The organism is Tenggerimyces flavus (genome assembly GCF_016907715.1).
GTDB lineage: Bacteria > Actinomycetota > Actinomycetes > Propionibacteriales > Actinopolymorphaceae > Tenggerimyces > Tenggerimyces flavus.
On the sequence record NZ_JAFBCM010000001.1, the window covers coordinates 125408 to 151108 of the forward strand.

The window sequence follows — 25701 nt, forward strand, 5'->3', positions numbered from 1 at the left end:
GCCCCCGCCGGGCGGGAGACACTGCCGGGGGCTGCCCTGGCCACGACCCGCGAACGCAAACAGCAAGGTCAGCCCTTGCAAACCGAATTGCTCTAGGAAAGTGGCAGCCCCCGCCGGGCGGGAGACACTGCCGGGGGCTGCCCTGGCCACGACCCGCGAACGCAAACAGCAAGGTCAGCCCTTGCAAACCGAATTGCTCTAGGAAAGTGGCAGCCCCCGCCGGGCGGGAGACACTGCCGGGGGCTGCCCTGGCCACGACCCGCGAACGCAAACAGCAAGGTCAGCCCTTGCAAACCGAATTGCTCTAGGAAAGTGGCAGCCCCCGCCGGGGGGGAGAGCGGGGGCTGCCCTGGCCACGACCCGCAAGCGGGTCGGACCGGCACCAGCGGCGGGGGGGTTGCCGCTGAGATGCCCGTTCCCCCCTGGCGCTCGTTCGAAACACCAATCGGGAACGGCACATCCAGTGTGACGCACCATATGCATCCACGCCAGCCAAGACTGCGAAGAGTTACCGAAACTGTTCGACGACCGGCTGAGCGGGTGCGCCAGCCGGTCACCGAATGTTGGCATCGCGGTAGCCCAGGCCACGCGCTAGGCTCCCCCGGGTGATTCGCCCCGGAGTGCCTCGGACCGCCGCATTTTTCGATCTCGACAAGACAATCGTGGCGAAATCGAGCACGCTCGCGTTCAGTCCCTCGCTGTATCGGGGCGGCCTGATCAACCGGCGCGATGTCCTCCGGAGCGCGTACGGCCAGCTCGTCTACCGCCTCGGCGGCGCCGACCACCAGCAGATGCTCAAGGTCCGCGAGTACCTCTCGCTGATGGTCGCCGGCTGGGACGTCCAGACCGTCCGCGAGATCGTCGCCGACACGCTGCAGCACGTGGTCCAGCCGCTGGTGTACGCCGAGGCCGTCGAGCTCATCGACGAGCACCACAAGGCCGGCCGCGACGTCATCATCGTCTCCACCGCCGGTGCCGACGTGGTCGAGCCGATCGGCGAGCTGCTCGGCGCGGACCGCGTGATCGCCACTCAGCTCGGCGTCGAGCACGGCAAGTACACCGGCGAGATCACGTTCTACGCGTACGGCGACGACAAGGCCCACGCGATGCGCGAGCTCGCGGACGAGCAGGGCTACGACCTCGAGCACAGCTATGCGTACTCCGACTCGATCACCGACGCCCCGATGCTCGAGGTGGTCGGCCACTCGTTCGCAGTGAACCCCGACCGAGCGCTGCGACGACTCGCCACCGTCTGCCATTGGCCGATCCTCAGCTGGACCCAGGCCACCGCACTCCGCCGCAGAACGGCCTTCGGCGTCCGCTGGCGATCGCTCGGAGCCGCCGCCGTAGCGGGCGGCGCTGCCGCCGCCGGACTGGTCTGGGTCGCGTCGAAACGGCGAATCCAAAGGTAAAGATCTTGGGCTAACTCTTCCGCTGACCGGCCCAAACGTCGTAGAAATGCAGTACGCCCCGAGCGATCAAGGACCAGGCCGAGAGGCCCGCCCTTGACCGATCGAGACGTGCACGGCAGCTCGGTACCCACGCGGCGACCAGCCCATCCTCGAGGGCAGTCGATCTCAGGTTTACCTGGGACGACATGACGGGTGCACGCTTGTTAGCCGGGACTGACGTGCCAGCGGCGGCGCTCCCACACTCTGTGGAGCGCCGTCCGCACGTGCGGACCAAGTCAAGCCGAATCAGGCAGCGACGACCGTACGCAGCAACGTGTCGACCATCCACTCCCGGTACTGCTCGACCGACCAGCCCTGCCGTCGGCGCAGCAGCTGGTGCACCTGCACGCTGCTCAAGGTGAAGAGCACCGCCCCCGCCTCAGCGGCCGACAGGTCCGGCCGGAGCAGCCCGTTCCGCGACCACGCCGCGGCGAGCGTGCCCATGTTCGCCGACATCGCCGTCGCGCCCGCCTCGACGATCGCGCGCATCGCCGGGTCCGCGCCCGCCGACTCGGCCGCGGTCATCAACAGGTCCCCCGCGCGTTCGAGCAGCTCGACGCCGTAGTCCACGTGCTGGCGTACGGCGACCACCGGATCCCGCTCCGACAGCAGCTGGGTGAACTCCGGCCGGTCCGCCACCGCGACGGGATCCTCGTCGCCCACGGTCGCGACGTCCAAGGCCTCCTTGAACAGGTCCGCCTTCGTCGGGAACACCGTGTAGACGGTCCGCTCGGCAACCCCCGCCGATGCGGCGATCTGCTTCATCGTGGTCCCCGCGATGCCCTGCGAGACGAACAACCGCACGGCCGCCTCGCGAATCAGCGCCCGAGTCCTCCGAGCCGCCTCTTCACGCACTGTCGACCGATACCGCTTGACCGTCTCGCTCACAGGATGCATCCTAGCATCATTCAATGCAGTTGCACTGCACTCAACCGATAGGGACCCCAGAGATGTCCAACGACGATGCCGCGGTCTTCGCCGGCCTGCACCACATCAAGATCCCGGTGTCCGACCTGGTCCGCAGCCGGGCCTGGTACGAGCAAGTGCTCGGCTACCACGTCCAGTTCGAGTTCCCCGACGCCGAGGACGGCGTCGTCCGCGGCGTCGCCGGCGAGGTTCCCGGCCTCGGCGAGGTCGGCCTCGCGCTGCGCGAGAACCCCGAGGCCGCCCGCGGCCTGGCCGGCTACGACGCGTTCGCGTTCGCCATCAAGGACAAGGCCGCCGCCGAGGCGTGGGTCGCGAAGCTCGACCGGCTCGGTGTCGAGCACTCGCCGGTCATCGAGGCGAGCATCGGCTGGATCGTGCGGTGCTTCGACCCGGACGGCATCGAGATCCGCATGTACAGCTGGGAGCGGCTGCCCGAGGACCACGTCGGCGAGCCGGGCTACGCGCGCCCCGAGGTCGAGGTCCGCGCCGTTGGCTAACGCAGCCCGAGCGCGGCGGCGTACTCGCGCAGGTACGGAAGCGGCAGGTCGTACGAGCCCGTGATCGGGTTCAGGACGACCTGGTCCGCACCGGCGTCGAGGTGTTCGCGCAGCCGCCCGGCTATGGTCTCGGCCGTGCCCCACGCCCCCACCGCGTCGACGAGCCGGTCGCTCAGCCCGTCGATCTCCTCGGCGGAGTAGCCCTGCCGGAGCAGGTTCGCGTGGTACCCCGGCAGCTTCGACAAGAACCCCAGCGGCTCGCGCACGATCGACCGCGCCCGCTCGGCGTCGGTCTCCAGCGTCGCCATCTGCAGCACCGCGAGGAACGAGTCCGGCCCGAGCCCCGCACGCGCCGAGGCCGTGTACGCGGGATCGACGAGGAACGGATACGCGCCCGCCGCCCGGTCGCGCGCCAGCCCCAACATCTTCGGCCCCAGAGCCGCGAGCACCCGCGCCGAAGCGGGAACGCCCGGCGACGAGTCCAGCTCGTCGAGGTACGCGCCGATCGCCTCGATCGGCCGAGGCCCGTAGTGCCCGCCGAGCCCGACCACGTACCGCCCCGGATGCGACGACTCGAGCTCGGCGTACAAAGCCGCGACAGACGCGGCCGAGAACTTGCTCACCGACAAAATCCCCGGCACGACCTTGATCGTCGAGGTCGCCCGCACCAGGTCACTGATCTGGCCGAGACGCTCGAGCGATCCGCCGGACAGCCACAACGTCGAGTACCCGAGCGCCTCGATCTCGAGGACCGCGTCGACGAACGCGCTGCCCTCCTGCGGTCCGAGCGCCACACCGATCCGACCCAGCTCGAGCTTCGTCATGTCAGTCGCCAACACGACACCAGCGGACGTTCTTCCCCCGGATGCGACCATGGTGCGACGGGAGGAGGCGATGCCGGTGTTCGAACGCGGAGACGCCGATGTGCTCGAGGTCGGCACCGAGCGCGTACGGCGACCGAACTGGCAACGCCTCGCCGCCCTGACCCTCGCGCTCGTCGTCGGCATCACCGCCGGCGCGGGCGGCACGTACTGGTACCTCACCAGCAAGGCCGACCGCGCGGACCGGCAGGCGATCGACCTGATCGCCCAGGAGGACGGCGGCATCGCGATCGTCGACCCCACCGACCGGTGCGCGACCGCGACCATCCGGCTGCGGAACGTCGGACCGCATCCGATCACGGTCGAACGCGTCTACGCCGACCTGACCGGCCACGGTTCGGACCAGAGCGTCCCCACCTGCCAGCTGCAGGAGTCGACACCCCATCCGACCAACATCGAGCCGAAGGCCTCCCAGGCATGGACGATCGTGTTCCGCATGGAGTGCGAGCAGGCCTGGGGAACGCCGACCTACCGCGCCACGGTCACGACCGTGTCCGGGGACCGTCGCGAGGTGTCGGCACCGATCGAACGCCCGGATCCCGCGCCCGCGACGTTCTCCTGCGACGGCGATCCCGACCTCCTGTGGGACGACGTCGCCAGCCCCGTGGCGGGCAGCGGATCGCAGGCCACGGTGACGATCGGCGGCACGGTCCGCTCGTTGACGGGACGACTCGACCTGCTCTCGATGCGGCTCGAGGACGGCAGCGGTCTCGACCTGCAGCTCGAACCGTTCGAGTCGATCTCCGTCGACACCCGCCCGCACCCGTTCAGCGCCCGGGTGCGGGTGCTCGACTGCGCGGTGGCCCAGCAGCTCCCGGACACCATGATCGAGCTTCGGGTGCGGACCCAGCTCGGTCGCGCTCGCGCCGCGCTCCCGTTCGACGAACCGCGCAACGTCACCCGTTCGCTCGTCCGGCTCGTCGACGCCGCCTGCGGCATGTGAGCGCGCGATGCTGGATCGGCAGAACGAGGACCTCGAGGTCCTCGACGTCGGCAGCGAGCGGCCGCGGTTCGAGTGGCGCCAACTCAAGCCCAGAGAGCTGGTCGCGCTCGCCCTTCTGGTCGCGATCGGCGTCGTGGCCGGTGCCGGCGCGACCTGGTGGTGGCAGCAGCGCGAGGTCGAACGAGCCTGGGCCAGCGAGGCGCACGTCGTCGGCCAGGTCATTCCGACCGAGAACGTCGAGCTGACGAACGAGCTCTGCACCGCGGTCACCCTGCAGGTGATCAACGCCGGCCATCGCCCAGTCACGCTCGAGTCCGTCGAGGTCGATCTCGCCCGGCTGCGGACGTCGCCCAGCTGCGACAAGCCGCGGACGACGAAGCCGGTCAGGGTCGCGCCGCTGGGTGCCGCGAAGTGGACCGTCCCCGTGCAGGTCGACTGCTCTCGGATGTACGGCAGCCAGGCGTTCCGGGCGACGATCCGGACCGAGTCCGGCACGCGTCACACCGAGTCCGTCCTGGTCGGCTCCTACTTCCAGGACCTGGCCAACTGCGACAGCATGTACGTCCAGTGGATCGCCACCGATGCGGATCTGTTTACCTACAAGGGCAAACCGGCACTGCGCATGACCGGGTCGTTCACCGTCGCCATCCGGCGGCTGACACTGCACTCCGTCGAGACACCTCCGGACTCGGCGTTCACGATCGTCGGAAGCGAGCTGCCCAGCGAGATCGGTCCGTACCCGCAGCGCGCCACCCTCGAGGTCGTCGTCTCCGACTGCGCGGCCGCGGCCGATCTACCTAACACGAACTTCGAGCTCGTACTCAACACCAGACCGTCGGTCGGCATCCTCAGCGCACTGGACGGCGACCGGCTGGAGGTCACCGCGCGGCTGATCCGGCTCGTCGACCAGACCTGCGGGAAGGTGCCGTGATCCGCCGGCTCGCGGTCGCGGCCCTCGCAGTCGCCGTCGGCGCGGCCCTCGGGGCGACCGGTATCGGCTGGTGGCTGGACCGCCCCACCGAACCCGCCGCCCAGGACGCCCGGCTCGTGGCGACCGCGGGCGACGACTGGTACGGGCAGATCCTCCTCGACAGCTGCTCGGTCGTACCCGTCGACATCTACAACGCGGGCGACCAACCGATCGACCTGTCCGGCCTGCGCGCCGGCCTGACCACGCGCAGCTCGCTCACCTGCCGGCCGGAGGTCGGGCACGTCACGATCCAGCCGCGTACGTCGCGAACGATCCGCGCGGCCATCGGCTTCCGCTGCGCGGACGGGATGGCCGAGCCGACGTTCGCGGCCGTGGTCGGACCCGCATCCACACCGGTCTCGGGGCACGTCTCCATGCCGCCGCTCGACCCAGGGTGGATGTGCAGTGACGGTGGGCCGACCTGGTTCCGGGCACGGCCGTCCCAGGACCCGACGGGGACCGGACCGGACGCTCGGCTGCCGGTCACGCTCATGTTCAGTTCGGGCAAGCAGGGCACCAAGCTCACCTCGATCGACCTGCGGGACAGCAAGGCCTTCGCGCTCGAACCGCCGCGACTGCCCGTGGACATCAGCGCGCTCGCTCCCGGCGCGGCGCCGCCGGACGTGTACGTCGAGCTGTTCCTGACCGTCCGCGACTGCGCCCGGGCTCGGGCGTTCAGGTCGAGCGACCTCATCGTGACCTCGGGGTTCACTCCAGGCGGCGAGTTCGACCAACCGCTCGCCGAGGGCGACCGGGTCCTGGTGCGCCAGCTGGTCCGGCTCGTCGACGCCGCGTGCTAGCTCTCCGCCAACGACAGCAGGAACTCACCGACCGATCGCCAGACCGGCAGGCCCTCGTCTATCGGGCGCCCGTTGCAGGTCTCGCGCCCGGCCGCGACCAGGCCGAGCACACCCGGAACGGTCCACGAGTAGTGACCAGCGGCGAACGTGACCATCGCCCGACGTACGTCCGCCGCGGGCAGCCCGAGGCCGGACGCGTAGCCGCGGGCCACGACGTCGAACAGCTCGGCCGCCCGTTCCGGCGGGACGAAGTAGTCGTACATCGCGTCGAACACCAGCGTGGCCGCGTCCGCGCCAATCGGACCGATGCCGGCGAACGACCAGTCGATCGCGACCGTGTCGCCGGCGGCGTCGAACAGGTTCAAGGGGTGGAAGTCGAAGTGACACAACGTCTGCGGCAGCTCGGCGAGCGCCTTGGTGCGACGCTCGCGATCGTCCCAGAACGCCAAGTACCGTTGACGATCCGCCGCCGTCAACCCCACCTTGTCAGCGACGACCGCCCACGCCGAGTCGTCGCGGAGGACGTCGCCGTCCTCGCGGCGCAGCTCCACGTAGTCGCTCGGGAACGTGCGAGACAACCAAGGGAACGAGGGCACCGCGTCGAGGAACCGGCGCTGCAGAAGGCCGAGCTGCCGGGCGGTCACCTCGTACCTTTCGATCGGCCACTGCGAACCGCTGCCGGACAGATCCTCCAACCACAGCGCGACGGAGCCGTCCGGCCGTGCGAAGCTCCCGTAGCACTCCGGCGCGCGCAGCCCGTCGACGAACGCGTCGAACAGGTCCGACTCGAACAGCGAGACCTCGCGCCGCCAGTAGTACCAGTGCGACGGCTCCTCACCCGACTGCCAGCGCCGCCGCGCCCGGTCGGAGTGCGCGACCAGCTTGAGCACGACCGACCAGTCCTCGCCGCGGACCCGCCACACGCCGGCGGTCGCGGACGCCATCGGCTCGTACAGAACGTCGACCGAGAGGACCGTCGCGCTCCTGCCGAGTCGCGCGGCAACAGCGGCAGCTTCCGTGGCGGGAACCGTCACCGGTGGTCGCCGACGATGACCGCGGCACCGAGGGCGACGGCGTCGGCGCAGTGGATCAGCCAGGCGGCCACGCCAGACGGGGAGCCGGCGGCGTAGCCCGCGAGGGCGTCGGCATACGAGGTCCGCGTCCGCAGGTGACCGTCCTCCGGCACCGTCACCGACCGCGGGTCGAGGCCACGTACCGAGAGCAGCAGCCGCCCGGCGGCGCGCGCGACGAGGCCGTCGCCCCAGCCGAACGGGCGCAGCACCGCCAGCTCCGCGTGCACGATCGCCGCCACCACCACGGCCGGCGCGTCTGTCGGCGCGGTCAACAGCCGGCCGAGTTCCTGCAGCCGGTCGGCCGCTTCGGCGCTACCCACGAGCCCGAGCTCCGACGGATCCAGGAAACCCTTGCCCACAAGGGCATGCATCCGCGCGAACGCCTGCAGCGGCGCCCGTTCGACCACCGGAGCGAGCGACAGCAGCTCGGTGGAGAGGCGGACCGCACCCTGCACGATCGGCTCGGGCGACCCGGTACGTACGTCGTCCAGCTCCACCTCGACACCCTCGAGGACAGCGCTCGCCCAAGCCCCGCGCAGCAACGCCTCGGCGGTGGAGTCAGGGGTGAGCGCACGCATCCCGCGATCGCGAAGCACAACATCGACGGCATCGCGGGCGGCGGCCGCGGCAGCTGGCACGCCTTCCAACCGGGCAACGGCGGAGAACGGATCGGAGGCGGGCACGAACCCCCACTCTACGTCCTGGCACAGGCACCGCATGCCGCCCGGCGCCGGTAGTAGTACGCCAGCGTCGCCGCCGCGAGCGCGGCACCCCAGATCGGCCACAGCATCCCCGGCACGATCACGCCCCAGGTGTCGCCGAGTCCGCCGGCGACGACGGCGGGGAGGTTCCGGCGTACCTCCATCAGTCCGGCGCCCGGAATCAGGCAGGCCACGAGCGTCGCCGGGATGATCGCGGTCCGCGGCCGGACCGGCTTGCCGCGCAGGAACGGGATCCAGCGCGGGTAGATCTCGCCCCAGCGTTGCACCAGGCCGAGGGTGAGGACGGCACCGCCGACCGCGAGCGTCGCCAGCATGGCGCCGGCGAGCCAGATCTCCGGCGTCTCCGCCGCCTCGGCCCGGAGGAACCGCGGTGCCACGCCGAGCGGGATCCCCAACGCCCACGACCAGCGGGTCGCCGCATAGAAGACGGGCACCGCGACGGCCAGGCCAACCGCCCACCGGCCCCACCGGGCGGCCGCGGCCGGCGACGTCCAGTGCGTCGGAGGAGTCGTACGACCGCAGTTCTCGCAGGCAGACCGCGTCCGCCGCCAGAACGCCGCGCCGGTCGCGAGCCACAGCGCACCGCCGCCGATGAACAGCAGCTGGTTGACGACCGGCCAGGTGAACATCGACTCGACGAACGTCGCCACCGTGACGCCCTTCGGGAACCCGAACGGCAGTCCCACCAGGATGATCGGCGTTCGCGCGACCGCCATCAAGGGTCGGTAGTCGGGGACGACGACCGCGAGCGCGACCCCGAGCACCGCCGCGAAGCCGGCGAGCGCCGCGCCGCGCCGGAGCCGGGCCATCGCGACACCCACGACCGCGCCGGCGAACCCGACCCCGGCCAGGATGGGCGCGAACGTCTCTTGCGGAACGGGATCGAGGATCGAGATCGGCTTGCCGGATGGATCCCAGTGCAGGCCGAACGGGTACGCGGCTCCGCCGAGCGCCCAATACGTTCCGGCGATGCCGTACGCCAGGGACCAGATCGCCGCGGCATAGCCCACCCAGGAAGGCCAACGGGCCCGCCAGGTGGAGCGTGCGAGGGCAGGCGTGGCCTGCGAGGTCGTCATGTCCCGATCGTCGATCCCGGCGTTCGGTCGCCGGATCAGCCGAAGTGCCGACGTGACCCAGGACACCCTCGCGCGCGGTCGCCCGAACGGCCGAGATTCGACGCCGAGGGGAATGTCCGCAGGTCCGACGCCCGCGTCGCGTACGATCACCGGAACCATGGACGAGTCGGTACGACGGCGACAGGGCCGGTCTTTCGGCTCGGTCGCGGACGTCTACGAGCGCAGCCGCCCGGGCTACCCGGAAGCGGCCGTTCGCTGGCTGGTCGGCACCGACGGTCCGGCCCGCGTCGTCGACCTCGCCGCGGGGACCGGCCGGCTGACCGAGCAGCTCGTCAACCTCGGCCATTTCGTGGTCGCCGTCGAGCCGTCCGCGCAGATGATCGACAAACTGACCCGCCGGATCCGCCGGGGCGTCGCGGCCGTGCAGGCGAACGCGGAAGCCATCCCATTGCGGACGGCGAGGTCGGACGCGCTCGTAGTGGGTCAGGCGTTCCACTGGTTCGACACCGGTCCGGCGCTGCACGAGATCGCGCGGGTGGTGAAGACCGGCGGCATGTTCGGCCTGGTGTGGAACATCCGCGACGAGTCGGTCCCCTGGGTGCGCCGGCTGTCGACCATCCTGTCCACGGGCGGCGACAACTCCGAGGGCCTGGTCGAGGCCGTCGACGACAGCAGGCTGTTCCGGGACATCGAGGTGGCGGAGTTCCGGCTCTGGCAGCAGCTGGACAAGGACTCGCTGCTGGCGTTGGCGTCGTCTCGTTCGTACGTCGCGACGCTGCCGCCGGGTGACCGGCAGGAGATCCTCGCCAAGGTGGGGCGGCTGTACGACGTGACCGCGCGGCAGCCGGACGGACTGGTCATGCCGTACAAGACCATGTGTTACCGGGCCGAAGTGCGTTGACACCGTGAGGGACCTCCTGCCCGCGCTCGCGATCGGGCTGGTCGCCGTCGTCGTCGCGGTGGTGCTGGCGAGGATGGTCCGGCGGCGGCACTTCGGTACGCCCGCGGACCTGGCGACGTTCCGTACGCTGCACACCGCCTCGCTCGCCTCGCCGCCGCTGCGGACCGGGCTGAACGACGCGTCGGCGGAGAAGGCGGTCCGGCACCTGCGAGCCCTGCTCGGGACGTCGGCGGTCGCGCTGACCGACACGAGCAGGCTGCTCGCGTGGGACGGCGCCGGCAACCACCACCACGACGGGCAGGCCGTGCTGTTGGCCTCGGGCGCGATCTCACAGGGGCAGACCGAGGTGCTGGGGCCGGACCAGGTGCGCTGCGGCGAGCCGGACTGCCCGATCCGGCACGCGGTGATCACGCCGGTGACGGTGGAGGAACGCGTCGTCGGCACCCTGCAGGCGTACGGCCGGGAGACCTCGGCCGGCCTGGTCCGGGCCGCGACCGAGGTGGCGCGCTGGGTGTCCGGGCAGCTCGAGCTGGCCGAGCTGGACCAGTCCCGTACCCGGGCGATGGAGGCCGAGTTGCGGGCGCTGCGGGCGCAGATCTCGCCGCACTTCATCTACAACTCGCTGACGGCGATCGGCTCGTTCATCCGGACCGATCCGGAGCGGGCGCGGGAGCTGCTGTTGGAGTTCGCGGACTTCACCCGGTACTCGTTCCGCCGGCACGGCGAGTTCACGACGCTCGCGGAGGAGCTGCGGTCGATCGACCGGTATCTGCTGCTGGAGAAGGCGCGCTTCGGCGACCGGCTGCACGTGACGCTGCGGGTGGCGCCGGAGGTGTTGCCGGTGGCGATCCCGTTCCTCTGCCTGCAGCCGTTGGTGGAGAACGCCGTTCGGCACGGCCTGGAGAACAAGCCGGGAACGGGCCGGATCTCGATCGCCGCGTCGGACATGGGCAACGAGACGCTGATCGCGGTCGAGGACGACGGCGTGGGGATGGACCCGGAGCGCGTTCGGCGTGCGCTGGCTGGCGATCCGTCGTCGGAGTCGGTCGGGCTCGGGAACGTCGACGAGCGGCTCCGGACCGTCTTCGGCGACCAGTACGGGCTGGTGGTCGAGACCGCGGAGGGCGCGGGGACGAAGGTCAGCATGCGGGTGCCCAAGTTTCACCCGGGCGTTCGCGCGTCCTGAAAGACTGCGTGATCATGAGCGCACTCGAGGACACTCCGGACGATGCCCAGCGGATCCACGCGTACGCGGTCGAACTGGCCGCGATGGCGCAGAACGGGCTGAACTACGGGACCGACAAGTACGACCTCGCGCGGTACGAGCGGATCCAGGCCATGGCGGCGGAGCTGCTCGGGATGCTCGCCGACACCGACGCGGGCCCGTTCCGGCGCGCGCTCGCCGCGGAGTCGGGGCACGCGACGCCGAAGGTCGACGTCCGCGGCGCGCTGTTCGAGGGCGACCGGGTGCTGCTCGTCCGGGAGGGCCGCGACGGCAAGTGGACGCTGCCAGGCGGCTGGGCGGACGCGCTCGACACGCCGGCCGAGGCGACCGTGCGCGAGTTCTACGAGGAAGCCGGCCTGCACGTGCGCGCGACGCGGCTCGTGGCGGTGCACGACGCGAGTACGCAGAACGGGCATGCGGCCAGCCCATGGCACACGTACAAGCTGTTCTTCCTGGTCGAACGGCTCGACGACGCCGAACCGCAAGCGGGGCTGGACGGTGAGACCACCGACGTCGGCTTCTTCGACCTCGACGACCTGCCCGAGCTGTCGTGGACGCGCAGCAACGCCGACCAGCTGCGGCTGATGCTGGAGATGTCCCGCGATCCGGGCAGACCCGCTGCTTTTGACTAAGCACCGCGTGCCCGTTCGACTATGTTTCGCACATGCTGCGCGTGCTCGTGGTCGATGACGAGGCCCCCGCTCTGGCGGACCTCGTCTACCAACTCGGGCAAGATCCCCGAGTCGGGACGATCCGCACCGCCAGCAGCGGCGCCGATGCGCTGAGGGCGCTGGAGCAAGAACAGCTCGACGCGATCTTCCTCGACATCCGGATGCCCGGGCTCACCGGACTCGAGCTCGCGAAGGTGCTCGCGCGCTTCGCCCAGGCCCCGCCGATCGTGTTCGTCACCGCGCACGACGACCACGCGGTCGACGCGTTCGAGCTCGACGTTCTCGACTACCTGCTCAAGCCGGTCCGTCCCGAACGCCTCGCCGAGGCCGTACGCCGGGTCGAGGAGAAGGCCCGCGCCACACCCGCCCCACCGCGGGAGAGCGACGACGAGACGATCTCCGTCGAGCTCGGCGGGGTCACCAGGTTCGTCCAGCGCAGCGAGGTCCGGTACGTCGAGGCGCACGGCGACTACGCGCGGCTGCATACCGGCACGACCAGCCACCTCGTCCGCGTCCCGCTCGCCACGCTCGAGGAACGTTGGAAGTCCGCCGGCTTCGTCCGCATCCACCGCCGCCTGCTGGTCTCGCTCGCGCACGTGACCGAGGTACGGACCGACGCAGGCCGCTGCACCGTACGCGTCGACGGCACCGAGCTGCAGGTGAGCCGCCGGCACACGCCCGAGCTGCGCGACATCCTCGTTCGCCGCGCCCGTCCCGGCCGCACCGGCGCCGGTGACCCGAGGTCGCTGGACAAGTGAGCCAGCAACGGCCCGAGCCGCCGCCGAAGCGGGTCGTCGTGACCAGCCCGCGCATGAACGCCTCGCGGCGGCAGCGGCAACGCGTCAGTCGCGAGATCGACGCGCAGACGCGGCTCGGCGAGGTCTACATGCGGACGCTGATCCGCGCGCAGCTCCGGCTCGGCCTGCTCGTGCTCGCGGTCGTCGGCGTCCTGCTGCTCGGGCTGCCCGCACTGTTCGCCCTCGCGCCGGAGCTCACCAGCGTCCGCGCGCTCGGCCTGCCGCTTCCGTGGCTGCTCCTCGGCGTCCTCGCTCACCCCGCGCTGATCGGGGCCGCCTGGTTCTACGTACGCCAAGCCGAACGCAACGAGCGCGACTTCACCGACCTGGTGGAACGTTCGTGAACACCACCGCGGGTCTGATCGCGGTCGTCGCCGTCACCGTGCTCACCCTCGGCATCGGTGCCTTCGGTCTTCGTCTGTCCAGAACCACCTCCGACTTCTACGTCGCGTCTCGATCGGTCTCCCCCACCTGGAACGCGTCGGCGATCGGCGGCGAGTACCTCTCCGCCGCCTCGTTCCTCGGTGCGGCTGGCCTGATCCTCGCGTACGGCGCCGACATGCTCTGGTATCCCGTCGGCTGGACGGCGGGCTACCTGGTGCTGCTCGTGCTCGTCGCCGGTCCGCTGCGCCGATCCGGCGCGTACACGCTGCCGGACTTCGCCGAGGCGCGGCTGCAGTCCCGCACGGGACGCCGCGTGGCCAGCGTGCTCGTCGTGCTGATCGGCTGGCTCTATCTGCTGCCGCAGTTCCGCGGCGCCGGCCTCACGCTGCACACCGCGACCGGCGCCCCGGTCTGGTCCGGTGGGGTGATCGTCGCGCTCATCGTGCTGGTCAGCGTCGCGTCCGGCGGCATGCGCAGCATCACGTTCGTGCAGGCGTTCCAGTACTGGCTCAAGCTCACCGCGATCGCCGTACCGATCGCTTTCCTCTTCCTGGCTTGGCGAGCCGACGGTGCGCCAGGCAACTCCGCGCACGACGTGCCGGTCTTCCCGGAGACGACGACGGTACGGATCGAGACCGACGTCGTGGTCCGCGTCCAGCAGCCGATCACCGTCACGGTCGACGGTACGCAGCGGCGGCTGGCTGCTGGCGAGCACGAGCTCGAGGCCGGCGCCACGATGACGTTCCCCAAGGGGGCAGCCGTTCCGGGCGAGCAGGACCTGCGCTCGCTGGACAACGACAGCTGGCTCGCGCCGCTTGGCGAGGACCAGGAGCACCCGCTGTACGCGACGTACTCGCTGATCCTCGCCACGTTCCTCGGCACGATGGGGCTGCCGCACGTACTCGTCCGCTTCTACACGAACCCCGACGGCCGGGCCGCCCGCCGGACGGCGCTCGCGGTGATCGGGCTGCTCGGCGCGTTCTATCTTTTCCCTGCTGTGTATGGGGCTTTGGGGCGGATCTACACGCCGGACCTGTTGCTCACCGGTCGGACGGACGCCGTCGTGCTCGAGTTGCCGGGGCGGCTGTTACCCGGGTTGGGCGGTGAGCTGCTCGGGGCGCTGGTCACGGCGGGGGCCTTCGCGGCGTTCGTGTCGACGTCGTCGGGTCTGACGGTGTCGGTGACCGGCGTGCTGTCGCAGGACCTCGCACGGTCGCAGGGCAGCCAGCCGCTGTTCCGGTGGGGTGGGCGGCGCCGGGCCTGGGCGGTCACGCAGTTCCGGCTCGCGGCGGTCGCGGCGGTGATCGTGCCGGTGTTGTTGGCGCTGATCGCCGAACGGTTGACGGTCGCGAGCATCGTCGGCCTGGCGTTCGCCGTCGCCGCTTCGACGTTCTGTCCGCTGCTGGTGCTGGGGATCTGGTGGCGGCGGCTGACCGACGTGGGTGCGATCGCGGGGCTGATAGCGGGCGGCGGGCTCGCGGGTGGTGCGGTCATCGCGACGCTCGCCGGCGATCATCCGGGCTGGGTGGGAACGCTGCTCGCCCAACCGGCGGCGTGGACGGTACCGATCGCGTTCGGCGTGATGATCGTCGTCTCCCTGCTGACGCCGCGCCGGATGGCCTCGGACGTCGCGCGCACGATGGTGCGGCTGCACGCGCCCGAGCAGATCGACATCGACCGCAGCGATCCCCCGCTGACGAAGTAGCTCAGCCGGTCTTGGTGAGCGCTGTGTCGCTGATCGCGTAGGTCACCGGCTTGCCGCAAGGCTCGCCCGCCGGGGCGACGCTGACCGTCACGGTCCTGGTGTGGCCATTCACGAGACGGAACTCGCACACGCCCACCTTGTCGGTCGGCTTCGCGACCGTCGCGATTTCCTCCCGTGCGTAGGGCGGGAGCCCGATCGCCTTTGGAGTGATGCGGTAGGCCGCCAACTGGACCGTGGCCGTGCCGTCCTTCGTGGCTGAAAGGTGGAGCCTCAGGTCCACCTCGGGACGGATGAAGAAGCTGCCGAGGGGACGCCCCGAGGCCAGCCCCAAGGCCGCTGACTCCGTGGCCTTTGGCGACGACGCGGCGATGACTGGGGCGCGGCCGCTTTCGGGCTCGTTCGATCGCAGCAGCTGGGGGCCGACGAGGGCTCCCACGGTCGCGAGGGCGGCCACCCCCGCGACCGCGAGGCCGATCGACCGGCCGCGGTGGGAACGCGGCCGGGCGTCTGTGTCGGATGAGGCGAGGCGCGCACTCACCCGCGTCCACGCGTGCGGCGAGATGCGCGCGTTCTCCGCATCGGCGCGCAGCACCGTACGGATCCGCTGCTCGAGGTCGTCGTCACTCATGCGTAGCCCTCCCGTCTCCCGCACGCGTGGAGAGCGGGTCGCCACCGCTCTCCACGCGTCCGGGCGTCTCGTCCAGCCGCTTGGCCAGTTGCCGCAGCGCTCGGTGCGTCTGGCTCTTCACCGTTCCCACCGAGACACCCAGGACCGCCGCGGTCTCTTCCTCGGACAGGTCCGCGTAGTAACGCAGCACAACGCAAGCCCGCTTGCGGATCGGCAGCTCGCGGATGATCCGCGCGAGGTCCATGCTCGCGCTGCTGTGCTCGTCGGGCGCCGGCTCCGGATCCATCGGCGCCGGCGCGTGCTTGCGTTCGACCAGCCGCCGCCGGAAGCCCTGCTTGACCAGGTTGACGACGGTGGCGCGCAGGTACGCGGGCGCCGCCTCCGCGTTGCGGAGCCGATCGAGCCGCGGCCACGCCCGCAGGAACGCGTCCTGCGCGAGGTCCTCGGCCTGGTCCCGATCGCCGGTGAGCAGGTACGCGAGCCTGGTCAGCTCCGCGTACCGTTCGGCGAACAACGCCTCCAGCGTCGTCGCCCTCTCCTCCGGCGCGGTCATTGGCGTCAGCCCTCGACCAGCTTGCCGTTCTCGACCTGGAACCGCGCCACCTCGGCGCACTCGACCGACGGGGTGACGAGCAGCTTCACCGAGACCTCGGGCCGCGGGGTGTCGGACACGGCGAACTCGCAGACGGCGCCGAGGTCGGTGAGCACGAACCAGAACCAGGGCTCGTCGCCGATCGGCAGCTTCCCGACCGAGGTCCAGGTGTCACCGTTGCGCTGGAACGCCTCGACGGTCGCGGTCGCGCCGGGTGGCGCACCCTGCTCCGCCGCCGCGACCTTGGTCGCCGTGATCGTCGCGCGGAAGTCGTTCGCCTCGCCGGTCGCGATCTCCGTCAGCTCCGGCTTGGCCGCCTGCGCACCCGTGGGCGCAACGGCGGCGACCGCCACCGCGAGCAGTACGGCACCGAGCCCCAGCACTCGTCGCACCTAACCCACCTCCCGCCAGGTGAGGAGAAGTCTGGTGGGCCCGCCCGGCCGCCGAGGCGTTCGGTGGGCCCGATGTGGTGATGCACGAGCATGCCCGAAGGGTTGCCGCCCGCCGCGAGATTTCTTCGCGAGGCGCCAGGGACGGGCGTGACGTATCTTGAGGACGAGGTGTGCCTACCTGGGGAGGGATCGGTGGACTGGACGCTCCCGATCTTCGCGCCGTACGTTCCGGCCAAGGTACGCGCGACGCTCACCTCCCCCGACGCCCTCGACGAGTGGTGGATCTACCCGACGGAGGAAGTGCGCCGGCAGGTGTTCCTGATCGCGGCGCTGACCGCCGTGGCGTGCGTGCTGGCCCTGATGGTGACGCCGATCTTCGCCATCTGCGCGACCGGGCTGACCGTGGGGGCGATCGTGGCCACGAAACAGCTGCGGCGCCAGGCCGACCTCGACGAGGCGCGCCCGTTCCGCAAGGACGTCCTCCGGCCGGACGTGGACCTGGACCAGTTCGGCCAGTCCATGGTCGCCGGGGTGAACGAGGCCATCGGAAAGGTCAGTACGTCCCGGGCCGCCCGCGAAGGACACCTCCCGGGTTGGGAGGGCCTGCTCGAGGATCAGCGGTGGCGCATCGCGAAGGCGGCGGCGGACCTGGCGAAGGCGCGCCGGATGCTCGGCCCGGGCGCCGCGAGGATGGCGGAGCAGGCACGGACGGCCGACACCACGGCCGCCGCGATCGAGCAGCGGGTCGGCGAGGTCATGCGGTTCGCCGCGTCGGTGCACGAGGTCGACCAGACGCTGGCCGTACGCGACGCGGTGCTGCACCGCGAGGAGATCGACGACACCCTGCTCACCGCGTACGCCGCCGCCTCCGACGAGACCACCAGCCGGCAGCTCGACGAGCTGGCACGGCAGGCCCAGGCCGGCGTCGACGCCGCGGTGAAGGCACTGAGGTTCTTGGACCGATCGTGACCCGGCCTGTCCTGGACGGGACAGTGACCGTGGGTGCATGATCAACTACATGCGATTCGCGTCGCGGCTTTGCTCGCCGTTCATCGCGTGGCAACAACCGTTCGGCGAGGTGTGGGCGTCCGCTAAGCGCTCCTCCCAAACCACTCGCCGCGACGTCCGAATCGTCTTCTTCCACAAGACCCCTTGGTTGCTTAGCGTGACGAGCGTCCAGTGACACGCGTCACACCGTCGTGCACGGAGGTCGCGGTGCCCGAACCGACTGTCCAACAGAAGCAGCAGGCCTACGCGTCTATCGCGAAGAGCGGCGAGTTTCGTGAACTACGCAAGCGATATCGCAACTTTGCGTTCCCGTGGACGATCGCGTTCATGGTGTGGTACCTGCTGTACGTCGTGTGCGCCAACTGGGCGCCCGGCTTCATGTCAGCCAAGGTCCTCGGCAACATCAACGTCGCCCTCGTGTTCGGGCTGCTGCAGTTCGTCTCGACGTTCCTGATCGCCTTCCTCTACAGCCGGCACGCCAACAAGGCGCTCGACCCCATCGCTGACCGGCTGAACGCCGAATACCGGAAGGGAATCAGCGCATGAGCGCCGGCACTCAGCTGCTCGCGGCGACCTCGACATCCCATCGCCCGTTGACGATTGTGCTGTTCCTGATCGTCGTCGCGATCACGCTTTACGTGACGCTGTGGGCGAGCCGGCAGAACAAGACCGCCGCCGACTACTACGCCGCCGGCCGCAGCTTCTCCGGCGTACAGAACGGTCTCGCGATCTCCGGCGACTACATGTCGGCCGCGAGCTTCCTCGGCATCTCCGGCGCGATCGCGCTGTCCGGGTACGACGGATTCCTTTACTCCATTGGCTTCCTGGTCGCCTGGCTGGTCGCGCTCCTGCTCGTCGCCGAGCTGCTGCGGAACTCCGGCAGGTTCACCCTCGCCGACCAGCTCGCGTTCCGGATGCGCCAGCGTCCGGTACGTACGGCCGCCGCCGTCTCCACGCTCGGCGTCTCGATCTTCTACCTGCTGGCCCAGATGGTCGGCGCCGGCGCGCTCGTCTCCCTGCTGCTCGGGGTCACCGGCGACGCGGCGAAGAACATCACGATCGTCCTCGTCGGCGTGCTGATGATCTTCTACGTCACGGTCGGCGGCATGAAGGGCACGACCTGGGTCCAGATCGTCAAGGCCGTCTTGCTCATGACCGGAACGGTCGTCATCACAGTCATCGTGCTCTGGCAGTTCCGCTTCAACCTCTCCGAGCTGCTCGGCGCCGCCGCCAGCAACACCGGTAAGGGATCGGCGTTCCTCGAACCAGGGTTGAGGTACGGCACGACCCTCACCTCGAAGATCGACTTCCTCTCGCTCAGCCTCGCGCTCGTCCTGGGCACGGCCGGACTGCCGCACATCCTGATCCGCTTCTACACCGTGCCCACCTCGAAGACGGCACGAACGTCGGTCACGTGGGCCATCGGCTTGATCGGTGCGTTCTACCTGATGACGTTGGTGCTCGGCTTCGGCGCCGCCGCCCTGCTCGACACCGGACCCGAGTCCCAGGTCGCCAAATCGGCAGGCAACGTCGCGTCGCCCCTGCTCGCCGAGGCAGCGGGCGGCGGCGCCGGATCGACCGGAGGAGCCATTCTGCTGGCGCTGATCGCCGCGGTCGCGTTCGCCACGATCCTCGCCGTGGTGGCCGGATTGACACTGACCTCAGCGTCCAGCTTCGCCCACGACATCTACGCCCATGTGATGAAGAAGGGCCAGGCGTCGGAGAAGGACGAGCTGCGTACGGCCCGGATCGCCGCGTTCATCATCGGCGCGGTCGCGATCGCCCTCGCGATCCCGGCACAGAAGCTCAACATCGCGTTCCTGGTGGCCCTGGCGTTCGCGGTCGCGGCGTCGGCGAACCTCCCCGCGATCATCTACAACCTGTTCTGGCGGAGGTTCAACACCCGCGGCGCGGTGTGGAGCATCTACGGCGGTCTGATCTCCTGCATCCTGCTGGTGATCTTCTCGCCCGTGGTGTCCGGCAAGGTCGGGCCGACCGGGGCCAGCGCGTCGCTGTTCCCGCTCGGCGTCGACTTCAGCTGGTTCCCGCTGGAGAACCCCGGCCTGGTCTCGATCCCGATCGGGTTCCTGCTCGGTTGGATCGGAGCGATCACCTCGAAGGAGCCGGAGGCCCAGGCTGGCTACGACGAGCTCGAGGTCCGCGCGCTGACCGGATCCGGCGCGGAGGGAGCAACACAGCACTAAGGCACCAAGGAGACTTCCCTCCTCCCCCTGAAGAAACCACCCGGCCGGGAATCCGCACCCTCCATCCTCCGGCCGGGTGGTTTCTTATCGGTCCGTACTAAGGTCTTTCGAAGCAGCTTTGAGCAACCCAGAGAGGGGCAGGCAGCCGTGAGCAGCGAAGCACTGTCGAACCTGTTGCACGAGGACCGGCGGTTCCCGCCACCCGCGGATCTTGCCGCAGCGGCCAACGTCACCGAGGCGGAGTACGCCGAGGCCGACGCCGACCGGATCGCGTTCTGGGAGAAGCAGGCGCGCCGACTCTCGTGGGCGAAGGAGTGGGACCAGGCGCTCGACTGGAGCAAGGCCCCGTTCGCCAAGTGGTTCGTCGGCGGCAAGATCAACGCCGCGTACAACTGCGTCGACCGGCACGTCGAGGCCGGCAACGGCGAGAAGGTCGCGTACCACTGGGAGGGTGAGCCGGGCGACACCCGCACGATCACCTACGCCCAGCTGAAGGACGAGGTCTCCAAGGCCGCGAACGCGCTCGTCGAGCTCGGCGTCCAGGCTGGCGACAGGGTCGCGATCTACATGCCGATGATCCCGGAGACCGTGGTCGCGATGCTCGCCTGCGCGCGGCTCGGCGCCCCGCACACCGTGGTGTTCGGCGGCTTCTCCGCCACCGCGCTGCGGGACCGGATCCAGGACTGCGACGCCCGCGTCGTGATCACCTCCGACGGCGGCTACCGCCGCGGCGCCCCGGCCGCGCTCAAGCCGGCGGTCGACGAGGCGCTGCTGGAGTGCCCGGACGTACGCAGCGTGCTCGTGGTCAAGCGCACCGAGCAGGACGTCGCCTGGACCGAGGGCCGCGATGTGTGGTGGCACGAGGCTGTCGAGAAGCAGAGCACCGAGCACGCGCCGGAGTTCTTCGACGCCGAGCAGCCGCTGTACGTGATGTACACCTCCGGCACGACCGGCAAGCCGAAGGGCATCCTGCACACGACCGGCGGCTACCTCACCCAGGTCGCGTACACGCACTGGGCGGTCTTCGACATCAAGCCCGACACCGACATCTACTGGACCGCGGCCGACATCGGCTGGGTCACCGGGCACAGCTACATCGTCTATGGCCCGTTGGCGAACGGCGTGACGAGCGTGATGTACGAGGGCACGCCGGACACCCCGCACCGCGGTCGCTGGTGGGAGCTGATCGCCAAGTACGGCGTGACGATCCTCTACTGCGCGCCGACCGCGATCCGCTCGTTCATGAAGTGGGGCGACGACTTCCCCGCCAAGCACGACCTGTCGTCGCTGCGACTGCTCGGCAGCGTGGGTGAGCCGATCAACCCCGAGGCGTACGTCTGGTACCGCACCCACATCGGCGGCGACCGCACCCCGGTCGTCGACACCTGGTGGCAGACCGAGACCGGCGCGCTGATGATCTCGCCGCTGCCCGGCGTGACCCACGGCAAGCCCGGTGCCGCGATGAAGGCGCTGCCCGGCATCTCGGCGGACGTCGTCGACGACGCCGGCAAGCCCGTACCGGACGGCTCCGGCGGCTACCTCGTGCTGACCCAGCCGTGGCCGTCGATGCTGCGGACACTGTGGGGCGACGACCAGCGGTACGTCGACACGTACTGGTCGCGTTTCCCCGGCAGCTACTTCGCCGGCGACGGCGCGAAGAAGGACGAGGACGGCGACATCTGGCTGCTCGGCCGGGTGGACGACGTGATGAACGTGTCCGGCCACCGACTGTCGACGACCGAGATCGAGTCCGCGCTGGTCTCGCACCCGTCGGTCGCCGAGGCCGCGGTGGTCGGCGCGACGGACGCGACGACCGGCCAGGCCGTGGTGGCGTTCGTCATCCTCCGCGCCGCTTCCGCGGGCGGCGACGCGGACGAGGTCGGCTCCATGCTGCGCGACCACGTGGCGAAGGAGATCGGCCCGATCGCCAAGCCGCGCAAGATCCTCGTGGTCGAGGAGCTGCCGAAGACCCGTTCCGGCAAGATCATGCGCCGCCTGCTCCGCGACGTGGCCGAGGACCGCGAGCTCGGCGACGTGACCACGCTGACCGACTCGACCGTGATGGACCTGATCAAGACCGGCCTCGACTCCGGCAAGTCCGACGAGGACTGAGCACCCGCGGTCCGCCCTCGCCGGGGCTATTGGCGTGGCGAGGGTGGGCCGCGGCCCGTAACGTTCTAGGCATGGCGAAGGTCCTGACGGTCAACCTCGCGCACCCGCGTCCCAATCCGGACAAGGGATTGCTGCTCACCGGCATCGACAAGCGGCCGACCGCCGAGCCGGTCGAGGTGCGCGCACCTGGGCCGAAGCAAGGCGGGCTCGGCAGCGGGCTGGTCGGCGACGTGCTCGGCGACACCGACAACCACGGCGGTGAGTCCCAGGCCGTGTACGCGTACGCCCGCGAGGACCTCGACGACTGGGCCCGCACGCTCGGGCGTGACCTGAGCAACGGCCAGTTCGGCGAGAACCTCACCACCTCGGGCGTCGACGTCACCGGCGCGCTTATCGGCGAGCGCTGGCAGATCGGCGACGAGGTCGTGCTCGAGGTCGCGGTCCCGCGCATCCCGTGCCGGACGTTCGCCGGCTGGCTCGCCGAACACCAGTGGATCAAGACGTTCACCAAGGCCGCCATCCCCGGCGCCTACCTGCGCGTGCAGACGCCCGGCAAGGTCCGCGCCGGCGACCGGCTCACCGTCCTCGACCGGCCTGAGCACGACGTCACGATCGGCCTGGTCTTCCGCGCGCTCACCCTCGAGCCCGAGCTGCTGCCGCAGCTGCTGGTCGCGGACGCACTACCCGAGGAGACCAAGGAGCGCGCCCGCCGGCGTACCGGGTTCCAGCTCGACGACTAGTAACGATCTTTCGTCCGACGGTTGGATCGACCGGTCCGGCCCGGCCCGGTCCCGCCCCGCCCTGGGGCCAATGATCATGTAAACATGATCATTGGCCGCTTTACGTGGGCTGGACGCCAGGTAGAGGGGCCACTGGCCGGGTAAGGCGCCCGCGGCTATTTGCCTGACACGACCCAGTAACTTTCCTACGGTCTGGGCATTGACGCCGGCAACGGGCTTCGAAGAGGATGCGGGAGACAGCAGACGAACGCACGCCCACCCTGGGGGCCCACTCATGCGTCAGTCCCGGCTCGTCTTCACGCTCCTGCTCGTCGGCGTGGTCCTCCTCGCCACGGCCCAGCCGTCGAGCGCGTTCGCCAACGCGTTCTTCCACACCCAGAGCACGGGCAACCGCGGCGCGGACGTGCTCGCGATCCAGCACCTGCTCAACCACCACGGTCAGACCGCCGCCACCGACGGCGTGCTCAACACCGGGACGGATACCGCGGTCCGCGCGTTCCAGTCCGCGAAGGGGCTGAGCGTCGACGGCATCGTCGGACCCGCGACCTGGGGCGCGCTCGTCCCGACGCTCCGCGAGGGCGCGAGCGGTGCCGCCGTCCGCGCGTTGCAAGTCGAGCTGAACGCCAAGCGCCGGCTCAACCTCGCGGTCGACGGCGTGTTCGACGCCGAGGTGACGAGCGCGGTCCGTACGTTCCAGTCGCATGCCGGCATCGGTGTCGACGGGGTCGTCGGGCCGATCACCTGGCGCAACCTGGTCTGGCACTACGACTATCCGGACTTCAGTGCGGGCGCCTGTGATCAGGACCCGGACGGGAACGGTACGGCGAACTGGGCCACCGCGGCGGCGATCGCCCAACTGGAGCAGGGGATCCGCTCGTTCCAGGCGACCGGCCAGGGCCTCGTGCCGTACGGTGACGCCGGCTTCGAGCACGGCGGCGACATCCCCGGCCACGGCAGCCACGAGGTCGGGCTGGACATCGACATCTGGCCGATCCGTACCGACAACGGCCAGTGCACCGCCGGACGGATCACCTGGCAGTCCGCCACGTACGACCGCGCCGCGACCCGCCAACTGATCCAGGCGATCCGCGCGGCCGCACCCGGGCACATCCGGTGGGTCTTCTTCAACGACCCGACGCTGATCTCCGAGGGTCTGTCCACGCACGAGGCCAACCACGACAACCACCTGCACGTCCGGTACTGCGAAAAGGTGCATCCGAGTTCGCTGTACGACTGCTAACGTCCACCGCATGGAGAAGCTTGTGAACACCGGGGCGGCCGGTGCAGTTGCACCCGGTCGCTCCAGCACGCGCTGACTGAACTCTGTCGTTCATCTCACGCGTGCTGCGTAGATCGCGCAGCCCGGAAGGGTTGTGACCCTTGCTTCTCCTTGCCTACTTGGCTTACATCTCGATTTCCATGCCCGACAACGTGGGCGGCGTGGCGTGGCCGTCTGTGCGGCTCGACGTCGACCAGCCGCTCGGAGCGCTCGGCCTGTTCGTACCGTTCGGCGTCACCGGGTACATCCTGTCCGCCTCGGCGACGGGGTTTCTCCTTGCCCGCATGAGCGTTGGCCGGCTGCTGACCTGGATGACCGCCGTCTCCGCTCTCGGCCTCGCGGTGTACGCGCTGGCTGGTGAGTTCTGGATCCTGCTGGTCTGCGCGTTCGTCTCGGGGATCACCTCCGGCGCCATCGACTCCGGGCTGAACGTCTACGCGGCAAAGCGATTCAGCGCACGACACATCACCTGGATGCACGCCTTCTTCTGCGTGGGCGCGATGCTCGGCCCGGCGCTGTTCGTCGCACTGCTGGGCGCTGGCGTGACCTGGCGGTGGACGTACGCCGGCCTCGCCGCGATGCAGGGCGTACTCGCCGTCGCGTTCGGCTTCACCGCACGACGATGGGCGCACGCGGAGCCGGAACCGCGCAAGGCCGGCCCGCTGCCGGGTGCGCGCAAGCTGTGGCCGAGCCTCGCGACGTTCGCACTGCAGACCGGGGTCGAGAACGGCACCGGGATCTGGGCGTTCGTCTACCTCACCGAGGGACGCGGCATGGCGACCCAACCGGCCGGGCTCACCGTGTCGGCGTTCTGGGCGATGATGCTGCTGGGGCGGATCGTCGTGGGCCAGCTGGCGGATCGCGTCGGGCCGCGGCGCATCCTCACGTACGGCGCCCTGGGAACGCTGCTCGGCGCGGCGCTCCTCGCCGTTCCGGGTCCGGCCTGGCTGGGGTCGGTGGGCGTCGCGGTGATCGGGTTCGCGTCCGCGCCGATGTTCCCGTTGCTCACGTTGACGACCAAGGACCGGGTGGGCGCAGCGCACGCCGACCGGGTGATCGGCCTGCAGTTCGCGACGTCCGGCGCGGCCGGCGCGGTGATCCCGGGTGCCACGATCGGCTTGCTGGTCAGCGGATTCGGGCCGATCGCGATCGGCCCGTTCCTCGCCGCCCTCGCGGTCGTGCTGTGCCTGGTCTTCTGGCGGCTCATGCGGCAGTGAGGCGCAGGACGGGCAGGATGCGGTCGGTCTGGGTCTGGTACTCCGCCATGCTCGGCCGCTCCGCGGTGATGCGGTCCCACGCCTCGGCGCGGCGGTCGCCGGTGAGCTGTTCGGCCGTCACGTCGTACCGCTTGCCGGCGACCTCGATCGACAGCGCGTCGGGGTGGGCGACGACGTTGTAGTACCAGGCCGGGTTGCGCGCGGCGCCGCCGAGCGAGGCGACGACCAGCCAGGCGTTCGGGCCGTCGAGGACGTAGCCGACCGGCGTCACGCGTACGGTGCCGGACTTCGCGCCCTTGGTCGTGAGGTACAGCACCGGCTGCCCCAGGAACGTGTCGCCCTTCTTGCGATGGCTGCGGATCAACGCCTTCCGGAACAGCTTGGCGACCAGCAGGTGCGCCCACGTGATCCTCGCGCCGCGGGTTCCCGAACGAGTTGCCGTGCGAATTGTTGTCATGACAATGATCGTACCGGCAACCATTGATCCGTCAACCTCGCTGGTATTC

General features: G+C 70.1%; 27 protein-coding genes. 18 read left to right on the forward strand and 9 right to left on the reverse strand.

Going from position 1 to position 25701, the window contains the following annotated elements; all coding sequences use genetic code 11:
• Positions 1-620: 620 nt before the first annotated feature.
• Positions 621-1412, forward strand: coding sequence for an HAD family hydrolase (locus JOD67_RS00650; protein ID WP_205122809.1), 792 nt, complete (start codon positions 621-623; stop codon positions 1410-1412).
• A 285-nt stretch (positions 1413-1697) separates the two neighbouring features.
• Here the strand turns inward: JOD67_RS00650 and JOD67_RS00655 are convergent, their stop codons facing one another.
• Positions 1698-2339 carry a TetR/AcrR family transcriptional regulator gene (locus JOD67_RS00655; protein ID WP_205113866.1) on the reverse strand — a complete coding sequence of 214 codons (642 nt, stop codon included), beginning with the start codon at positions 2337-2339 and terminating at the stop codon, positions 1698-1700.
• 62 nt (positions 2340-2401) lie between these two features.
• On the opposite strand from JOD67_RS00655, the gene JOD67_RS00660 reads away from it, so the two are divergent.
• Positions 2402-2875 (forward strand): VOC family protein, encoded by a 474-nt coding sequence (locus tag JOD67_RS00660; protein WP_205113868.1) that lies wholly within the window; start codon positions 2402-2404, stop codon positions 2873-2875.
• Here the strand turns inward: JOD67_RS00660 and JOD67_RS00665 are convergent.
• Positions 2872-3699: a TIGR03620 family F420-dependent LLM class oxidoreductase gene (locus JOD67_RS00665; RefSeq protein ID WP_205113870.1), complete on the reverse strand. Its 828-nt coding sequence runs from the start codon at positions 3697-3699 to the stop codon at positions 2872-2874. The two genes, JOD67_RS00660 and JOD67_RS00665, sit on opposite strands and share 4 nt — an antisense overlap.
• Before the next feature lie 49 nt (positions 3700-3748).
• On the opposite strand from JOD67_RS00665, the gene JOD67_RS00670 reads away from it, so the two are divergent.
• The 3 genes from JOD67_RS00670 to JOD67_RS00680 are packed head-to-tail and all read left to right on the forward strand — an operon-like array spanning position 3749 to position 6469.
• Entirely contained in the window at positions 3749-4699 is a 951-nt protein-coding gene (locus JOD67_RS00670) for a hypothetical protein (protein ID WP_205113872.1), read from the forward strand.
• 7 nt (positions 4700-4706) lie between these two features.
• Positions 4707-5630, forward strand: a complete 924-nt coding sequence (locus tag JOD67_RS00675) for a hypothetical protein (protein ID WP_205113874.1) — start codon at positions 4707-4709, stop codon at positions 5628-5630.
• A complete protein-coding gene (locus JOD67_RS00680; RefSeq protein WP_205113876.1) occupies positions 5627-6469 on the forward strand; it encodes a hypothetical protein in 843 nt (280 codons plus the stop codon). Before JOD67_RS00675 ends, JOD67_RS00680 begins: the two co-directional genes overlap by 4 nt.
• Here JOD67_RS00680 and JOD67_RS00685 read toward each other — a convergent pair.
• The 3 genes from JOD67_RS00685 to JOD67_RS00695 are packed head-to-tail and all read right to left on the reverse strand — an operon-like array spanning position 6466 to position 9499.
• On the reverse strand, positions 6466-7503 hold the full coding sequence (locus JOD67_RS00685; RefSeq protein ID WP_205113878.1) for a phosphotransferase: 1038 nt from the start codon (positions 7501-7503) through the stop codon (positions 6466-6468). The two genes, JOD67_RS00680 and JOD67_RS00685, sit on opposite strands and share 4 nt — an antisense overlap.
• Positions 7500-8225, reverse strand: coding sequence for a Fic family protein (locus JOD67_RS00690; protein ID WP_307782223.1), 726 nt, complete (start codon positions 8223-8225; stop codon positions 7500-7502). The genes JOD67_RS00685 and JOD67_RS00690 overlap by 4 nt, the downstream gene beginning before the upstream one ends.
• A gap of 11 nt (positions 8226-8236) precedes the next feature.
• Positions 8237-9499: an NYN domain-containing protein gene (locus JOD67_RS00695; RefSeq protein WP_205113882.1), complete on the reverse strand. Its 1263-nt coding sequence runs from the start codon at positions 9497-9499 to the stop codon at positions 8237-8239.
• Between JOD67_RS00695 and JOD67_RS00700 the strand changes: the two genes are divergently transcribed.
• From JOD67_RS00700 to JOD67_RS00725, 6 genes are read left to right on the forward strand one after another with little or no spacing between them, the layout of a single operon-like run.
• Positions 9498-10241, forward strand: coding sequence for a class I SAM-dependent methyltransferase (locus JOD67_RS00700; protein WP_205113884.1), 744 nt, complete (start codon positions 9498-9500; stop codon positions 10239-10241). The genes JOD67_RS00695 and JOD67_RS00700 overlap by 2 nt on opposite strands.
• A 4-nt stretch (positions 10242-10245) precedes the next feature.
• Positions 10246-11427, forward strand: coding sequence for a sensor histidine kinase (locus tag JOD67_RS00705; RefSeq protein ID WP_307782224.1), 1182 nt, complete (start codon positions 10246-10248; stop codon positions 11425-11427).
• Positions 11428-11441: 14 nt separating this feature from the next.
• The gene (locus tag JOD67_RS00710; protein ID WP_205113886.1) at positions 11442-12098 is read left to right on the forward strand and encodes an NUDIX hydrolase; all 657 of its coding nucleotides are present in this window, start codon (positions 11442-11444) and stop codon (positions 12096-12098) included.
• 32 nt (positions 12099-12130) lie between these two features.
• Positions 12131-12895, forward strand: a complete 765-nt coding sequence (locus JOD67_RS00715; protein WP_205113888.1) for a LytR/AlgR family response regulator transcription factor — start codon at positions 12131-12133, stop codon at positions 12893-12895.
• Complete coding sequence (locus JOD67_RS00720) at positions 12892-13278, forward strand: hypothetical protein (RefSeq protein WP_307782225.1); 387 nt, start codon at positions 12892-12894, stop codon at positions 13276-13278. Before JOD67_RS00715 ends, JOD67_RS00720 begins: the two co-directional genes overlap by 4 nt.
• Positions 13275-15023 (forward strand): sodium/solute symporter, encoded by a 1749-nt coding sequence (locus JOD67_RS00725; RefSeq protein ID WP_205113890.1) that lies wholly within the window; start codon positions 13275-13277, stop codon positions 15021-15023. Before JOD67_RS00720 ends, JOD67_RS00725 begins: the two co-directional genes overlap by 4 nt.
• Before the next feature lies 1 nt (position 15024).
• Here JOD67_RS00725 and JOD67_RS00730 read toward each other — a convergent pair whose 3' ends face one another.
• The 3 genes from JOD67_RS00730 to JOD67_RS00740 are packed head-to-tail and all read right to left on the reverse strand — an operon-like array spanning position 15025 to position 16635.
• Positions 15025-15651 carry a hypothetical protein gene (locus JOD67_RS00730; RefSeq protein ID WP_205113892.1) on the reverse strand — a complete coding sequence of 209 codons (627 nt, stop codon included), beginning with the start codon at positions 15649-15651 and terminating at the stop codon, positions 15025-15027.
• Complete coding sequence (locus JOD67_RS00735) at positions 15644-16204, reverse strand: SigE family RNA polymerase sigma factor (RefSeq protein ID WP_205113894.1); 561 nt, start codon at positions 16202-16204, stop codon at positions 15644-15646. The genes JOD67_RS00730 and JOD67_RS00735 overlap by 8 nt, the downstream gene beginning before the upstream one ends.
• Before the next feature lie 5 nt (positions 16205-16209).
• Positions 16210-16635, reverse strand: a complete 426-nt coding sequence (locus tag JOD67_RS00740; RefSeq protein WP_205113896.1) for a hypothetical protein — start codon at positions 16633-16635, stop codon at positions 16210-16212.
• Positions 16636-16782: 147 nt separating this feature from the next.
• On the opposite strand from JOD67_RS00740, the gene JOD67_RS00745 reads away from it, so the two are divergent.
• The 7 genes from JOD67_RS00745 (at position 16783) to JOD67_RS00775 (ending at position 25195) form a co-directional block, all read left to right on the forward strand.
• Positions 16783-17604 carry a hypothetical protein gene (locus tag JOD67_RS00745; protein ID WP_205113898.1) on the forward strand — a complete coding sequence of 274 codons (822 nt, stop codon included), beginning with the start codon at positions 16783-16785 and terminating at the stop codon, positions 17602-17604.
• A gap of 246 nt (positions 17605-17850) precedes the next feature.
• Positions 17851-18189 (forward strand): DUF485 domain-containing protein, encoded by a 339-nt coding sequence (locus tag JOD67_RS00750; RefSeq protein ID WP_205113900.1) that lies wholly within the window; start codon positions 17851-17853, stop codon positions 18187-18189.
• A complete protein-coding gene (locus tag JOD67_RS00755; RefSeq protein ID WP_205113902.1) occupies positions 18186-19847 on the forward strand; it encodes a monocarboxylic acid transporter in 1662 nt (553 codons plus the stop codon). The genes JOD67_RS00750 and JOD67_RS00755 overlap by 4 nt, the downstream gene beginning before the upstream one ends.
• A gap of 147 nt (positions 19848-19994) precedes the next feature.
• Positions 19995-21959: an acetate--CoA ligase gene (gene acs / locus JOD67_RS00760; protein WP_205113904.1), complete on the forward strand. Its 1965-nt coding sequence runs from the start codon at positions 19995-19997 to the stop codon at positions 21957-21959.
• A gap of 71 nt (positions 21960-22030) precedes the next feature.
• The gene (locus JOD67_RS00765; RefSeq protein WP_205113906.1) at positions 22031-22699 is read left to right on the forward strand and encodes an MOSC domain-containing protein; all 669 of its coding nucleotides are present in this window, start codon (positions 22031-22033) and stop codon (positions 22697-22699) included.
• Positions 22700-22973: 274 nt separating this feature from the next.
• Positions 22974-23939, forward strand: coding sequence for a peptidoglycan-binding domain-containing protein (locus tag JOD67_RS00770; protein ID WP_205113908.1), 966 nt, complete (start codon positions 22974-22976; stop codon positions 23937-23939).
• 158 nt (positions 23940-24097) lie between these two features.
• Complete coding sequence (locus tag JOD67_RS00775) at positions 24098-25195, forward strand: MFS transporter (RefSeq protein WP_275577035.1); 1098 nt, start codon at positions 24098-24100, stop codon at positions 25193-25195.
• On the opposite strand, the gene JOD67_RS00780 is transcribed toward JOD67_RS00775, so the two are convergent.
• Positions 25182-25652, reverse strand: coding sequence for a nitroreductase/quinone reductase family protein (locus tag JOD67_RS00780; protein ID WP_205113912.1), 471 nt, complete (start codon positions 25650-25652; stop codon positions 25182-25184). The two genes, JOD67_RS00775 and JOD67_RS00780, sit on opposite strands and share 14 nt — an antisense overlap.
• Positions 25653-25701: the final 49 nt, after the last annotated feature.

Coding starts and splice junctions, on each gene's coding strand:
- JOD67_RS00660 (WP_205113868.1), top strand. CDS start 2,402: ATGTCCAACGACGATGCCGCGGTCTTCGCCGGCCTGCACCACATCAAG.
- JOD67_RS00665 (WP_205113870.1), bottom strand. CDS start 3,699: ATGACGAAGCTCGAGCTGGGTCGGATCGGTGTGGCGCTCGGACCGCAG.
- JOD67_RS00670 (WP_205113872.1), top strand. CDS start 3,749: ATGGTGCGACGGGAGGAGGCGATGCCGGTGTTCGAACGCGGAGACGCC.
- JOD67_RS00675 (WP_205113874.1), top strand. CDS start 4,707: ATGCTGGATCGGCAGAACGAGGACCTCGAGGTCCTCGACGTCGGCAGC.
- JOD67_RS00700 (WP_205113884.1), top strand. CDS start 9,498: ATGGACGAGTCGGTACGACGGCGACAGGGCCGGTCTTTCGGCTCGGTC.
- JOD67_RS00695 (WP_205113882.1), bottom strand. CDS start 9,499: ATGGTTCCGGTGATCGTACGCGACGCGGGCGTCGGACCTGCGGACATT.
- JOD67_RS00710 (WP_205113886.1), top strand. CDS start 11,442: ATGAGCGCACTCGAGGACACTCCGGACGATGCCCAGCGGATCCACGCG.
- JOD67_RS00715 (WP_205113888.1), top strand. CDS start 12,131: ATGCTGCGCGTGCTCGTGGTCGATGACGAGGCCCCCGCTCTGGCGGAC.
- JOD67_RS00730 (WP_205113892.1), bottom strand. CDS start 15,651: ATGAGTGACGACGACCTCGAGCAGCGGATCCGTACGGTGCTGCGCGCC.
- JOD67_RS00735 (WP_205113894.1), bottom strand. CDS start 16,204: ATGACCGCGCCGGAGGAGAGGGCGACGACGCTGGAGGCGTTGTTCGCC.
- JOD67_RS00755 (WP_205113902.1), top strand. CDS start 18,186: ATGAGCGCCGGCACTCAGCTGCTCGCGGCGACCTCGACATCCCATCGC.
- JOD67_RS00765 (WP_205113906.1), top strand. CDS start 22,031: ATGGCGAAGGTCCTGACGGTCAACCTCGCGCACCCGCGTCCCAATCCG.
- JOD67_RS00770 (WP_205113908.1), top strand. CDS start 22,974: ATGCGTCAGTCCCGGCTCGTCTTCACGCTCCTGCTCGTCGGCGTGGTC.
- JOD67_RS00780 (WP_205113912.1), bottom strand. CDS start 25,652: ATGACAACAATTCGCACGGCAACTCGTTCGGGAACCCGCGGCGCGAGG.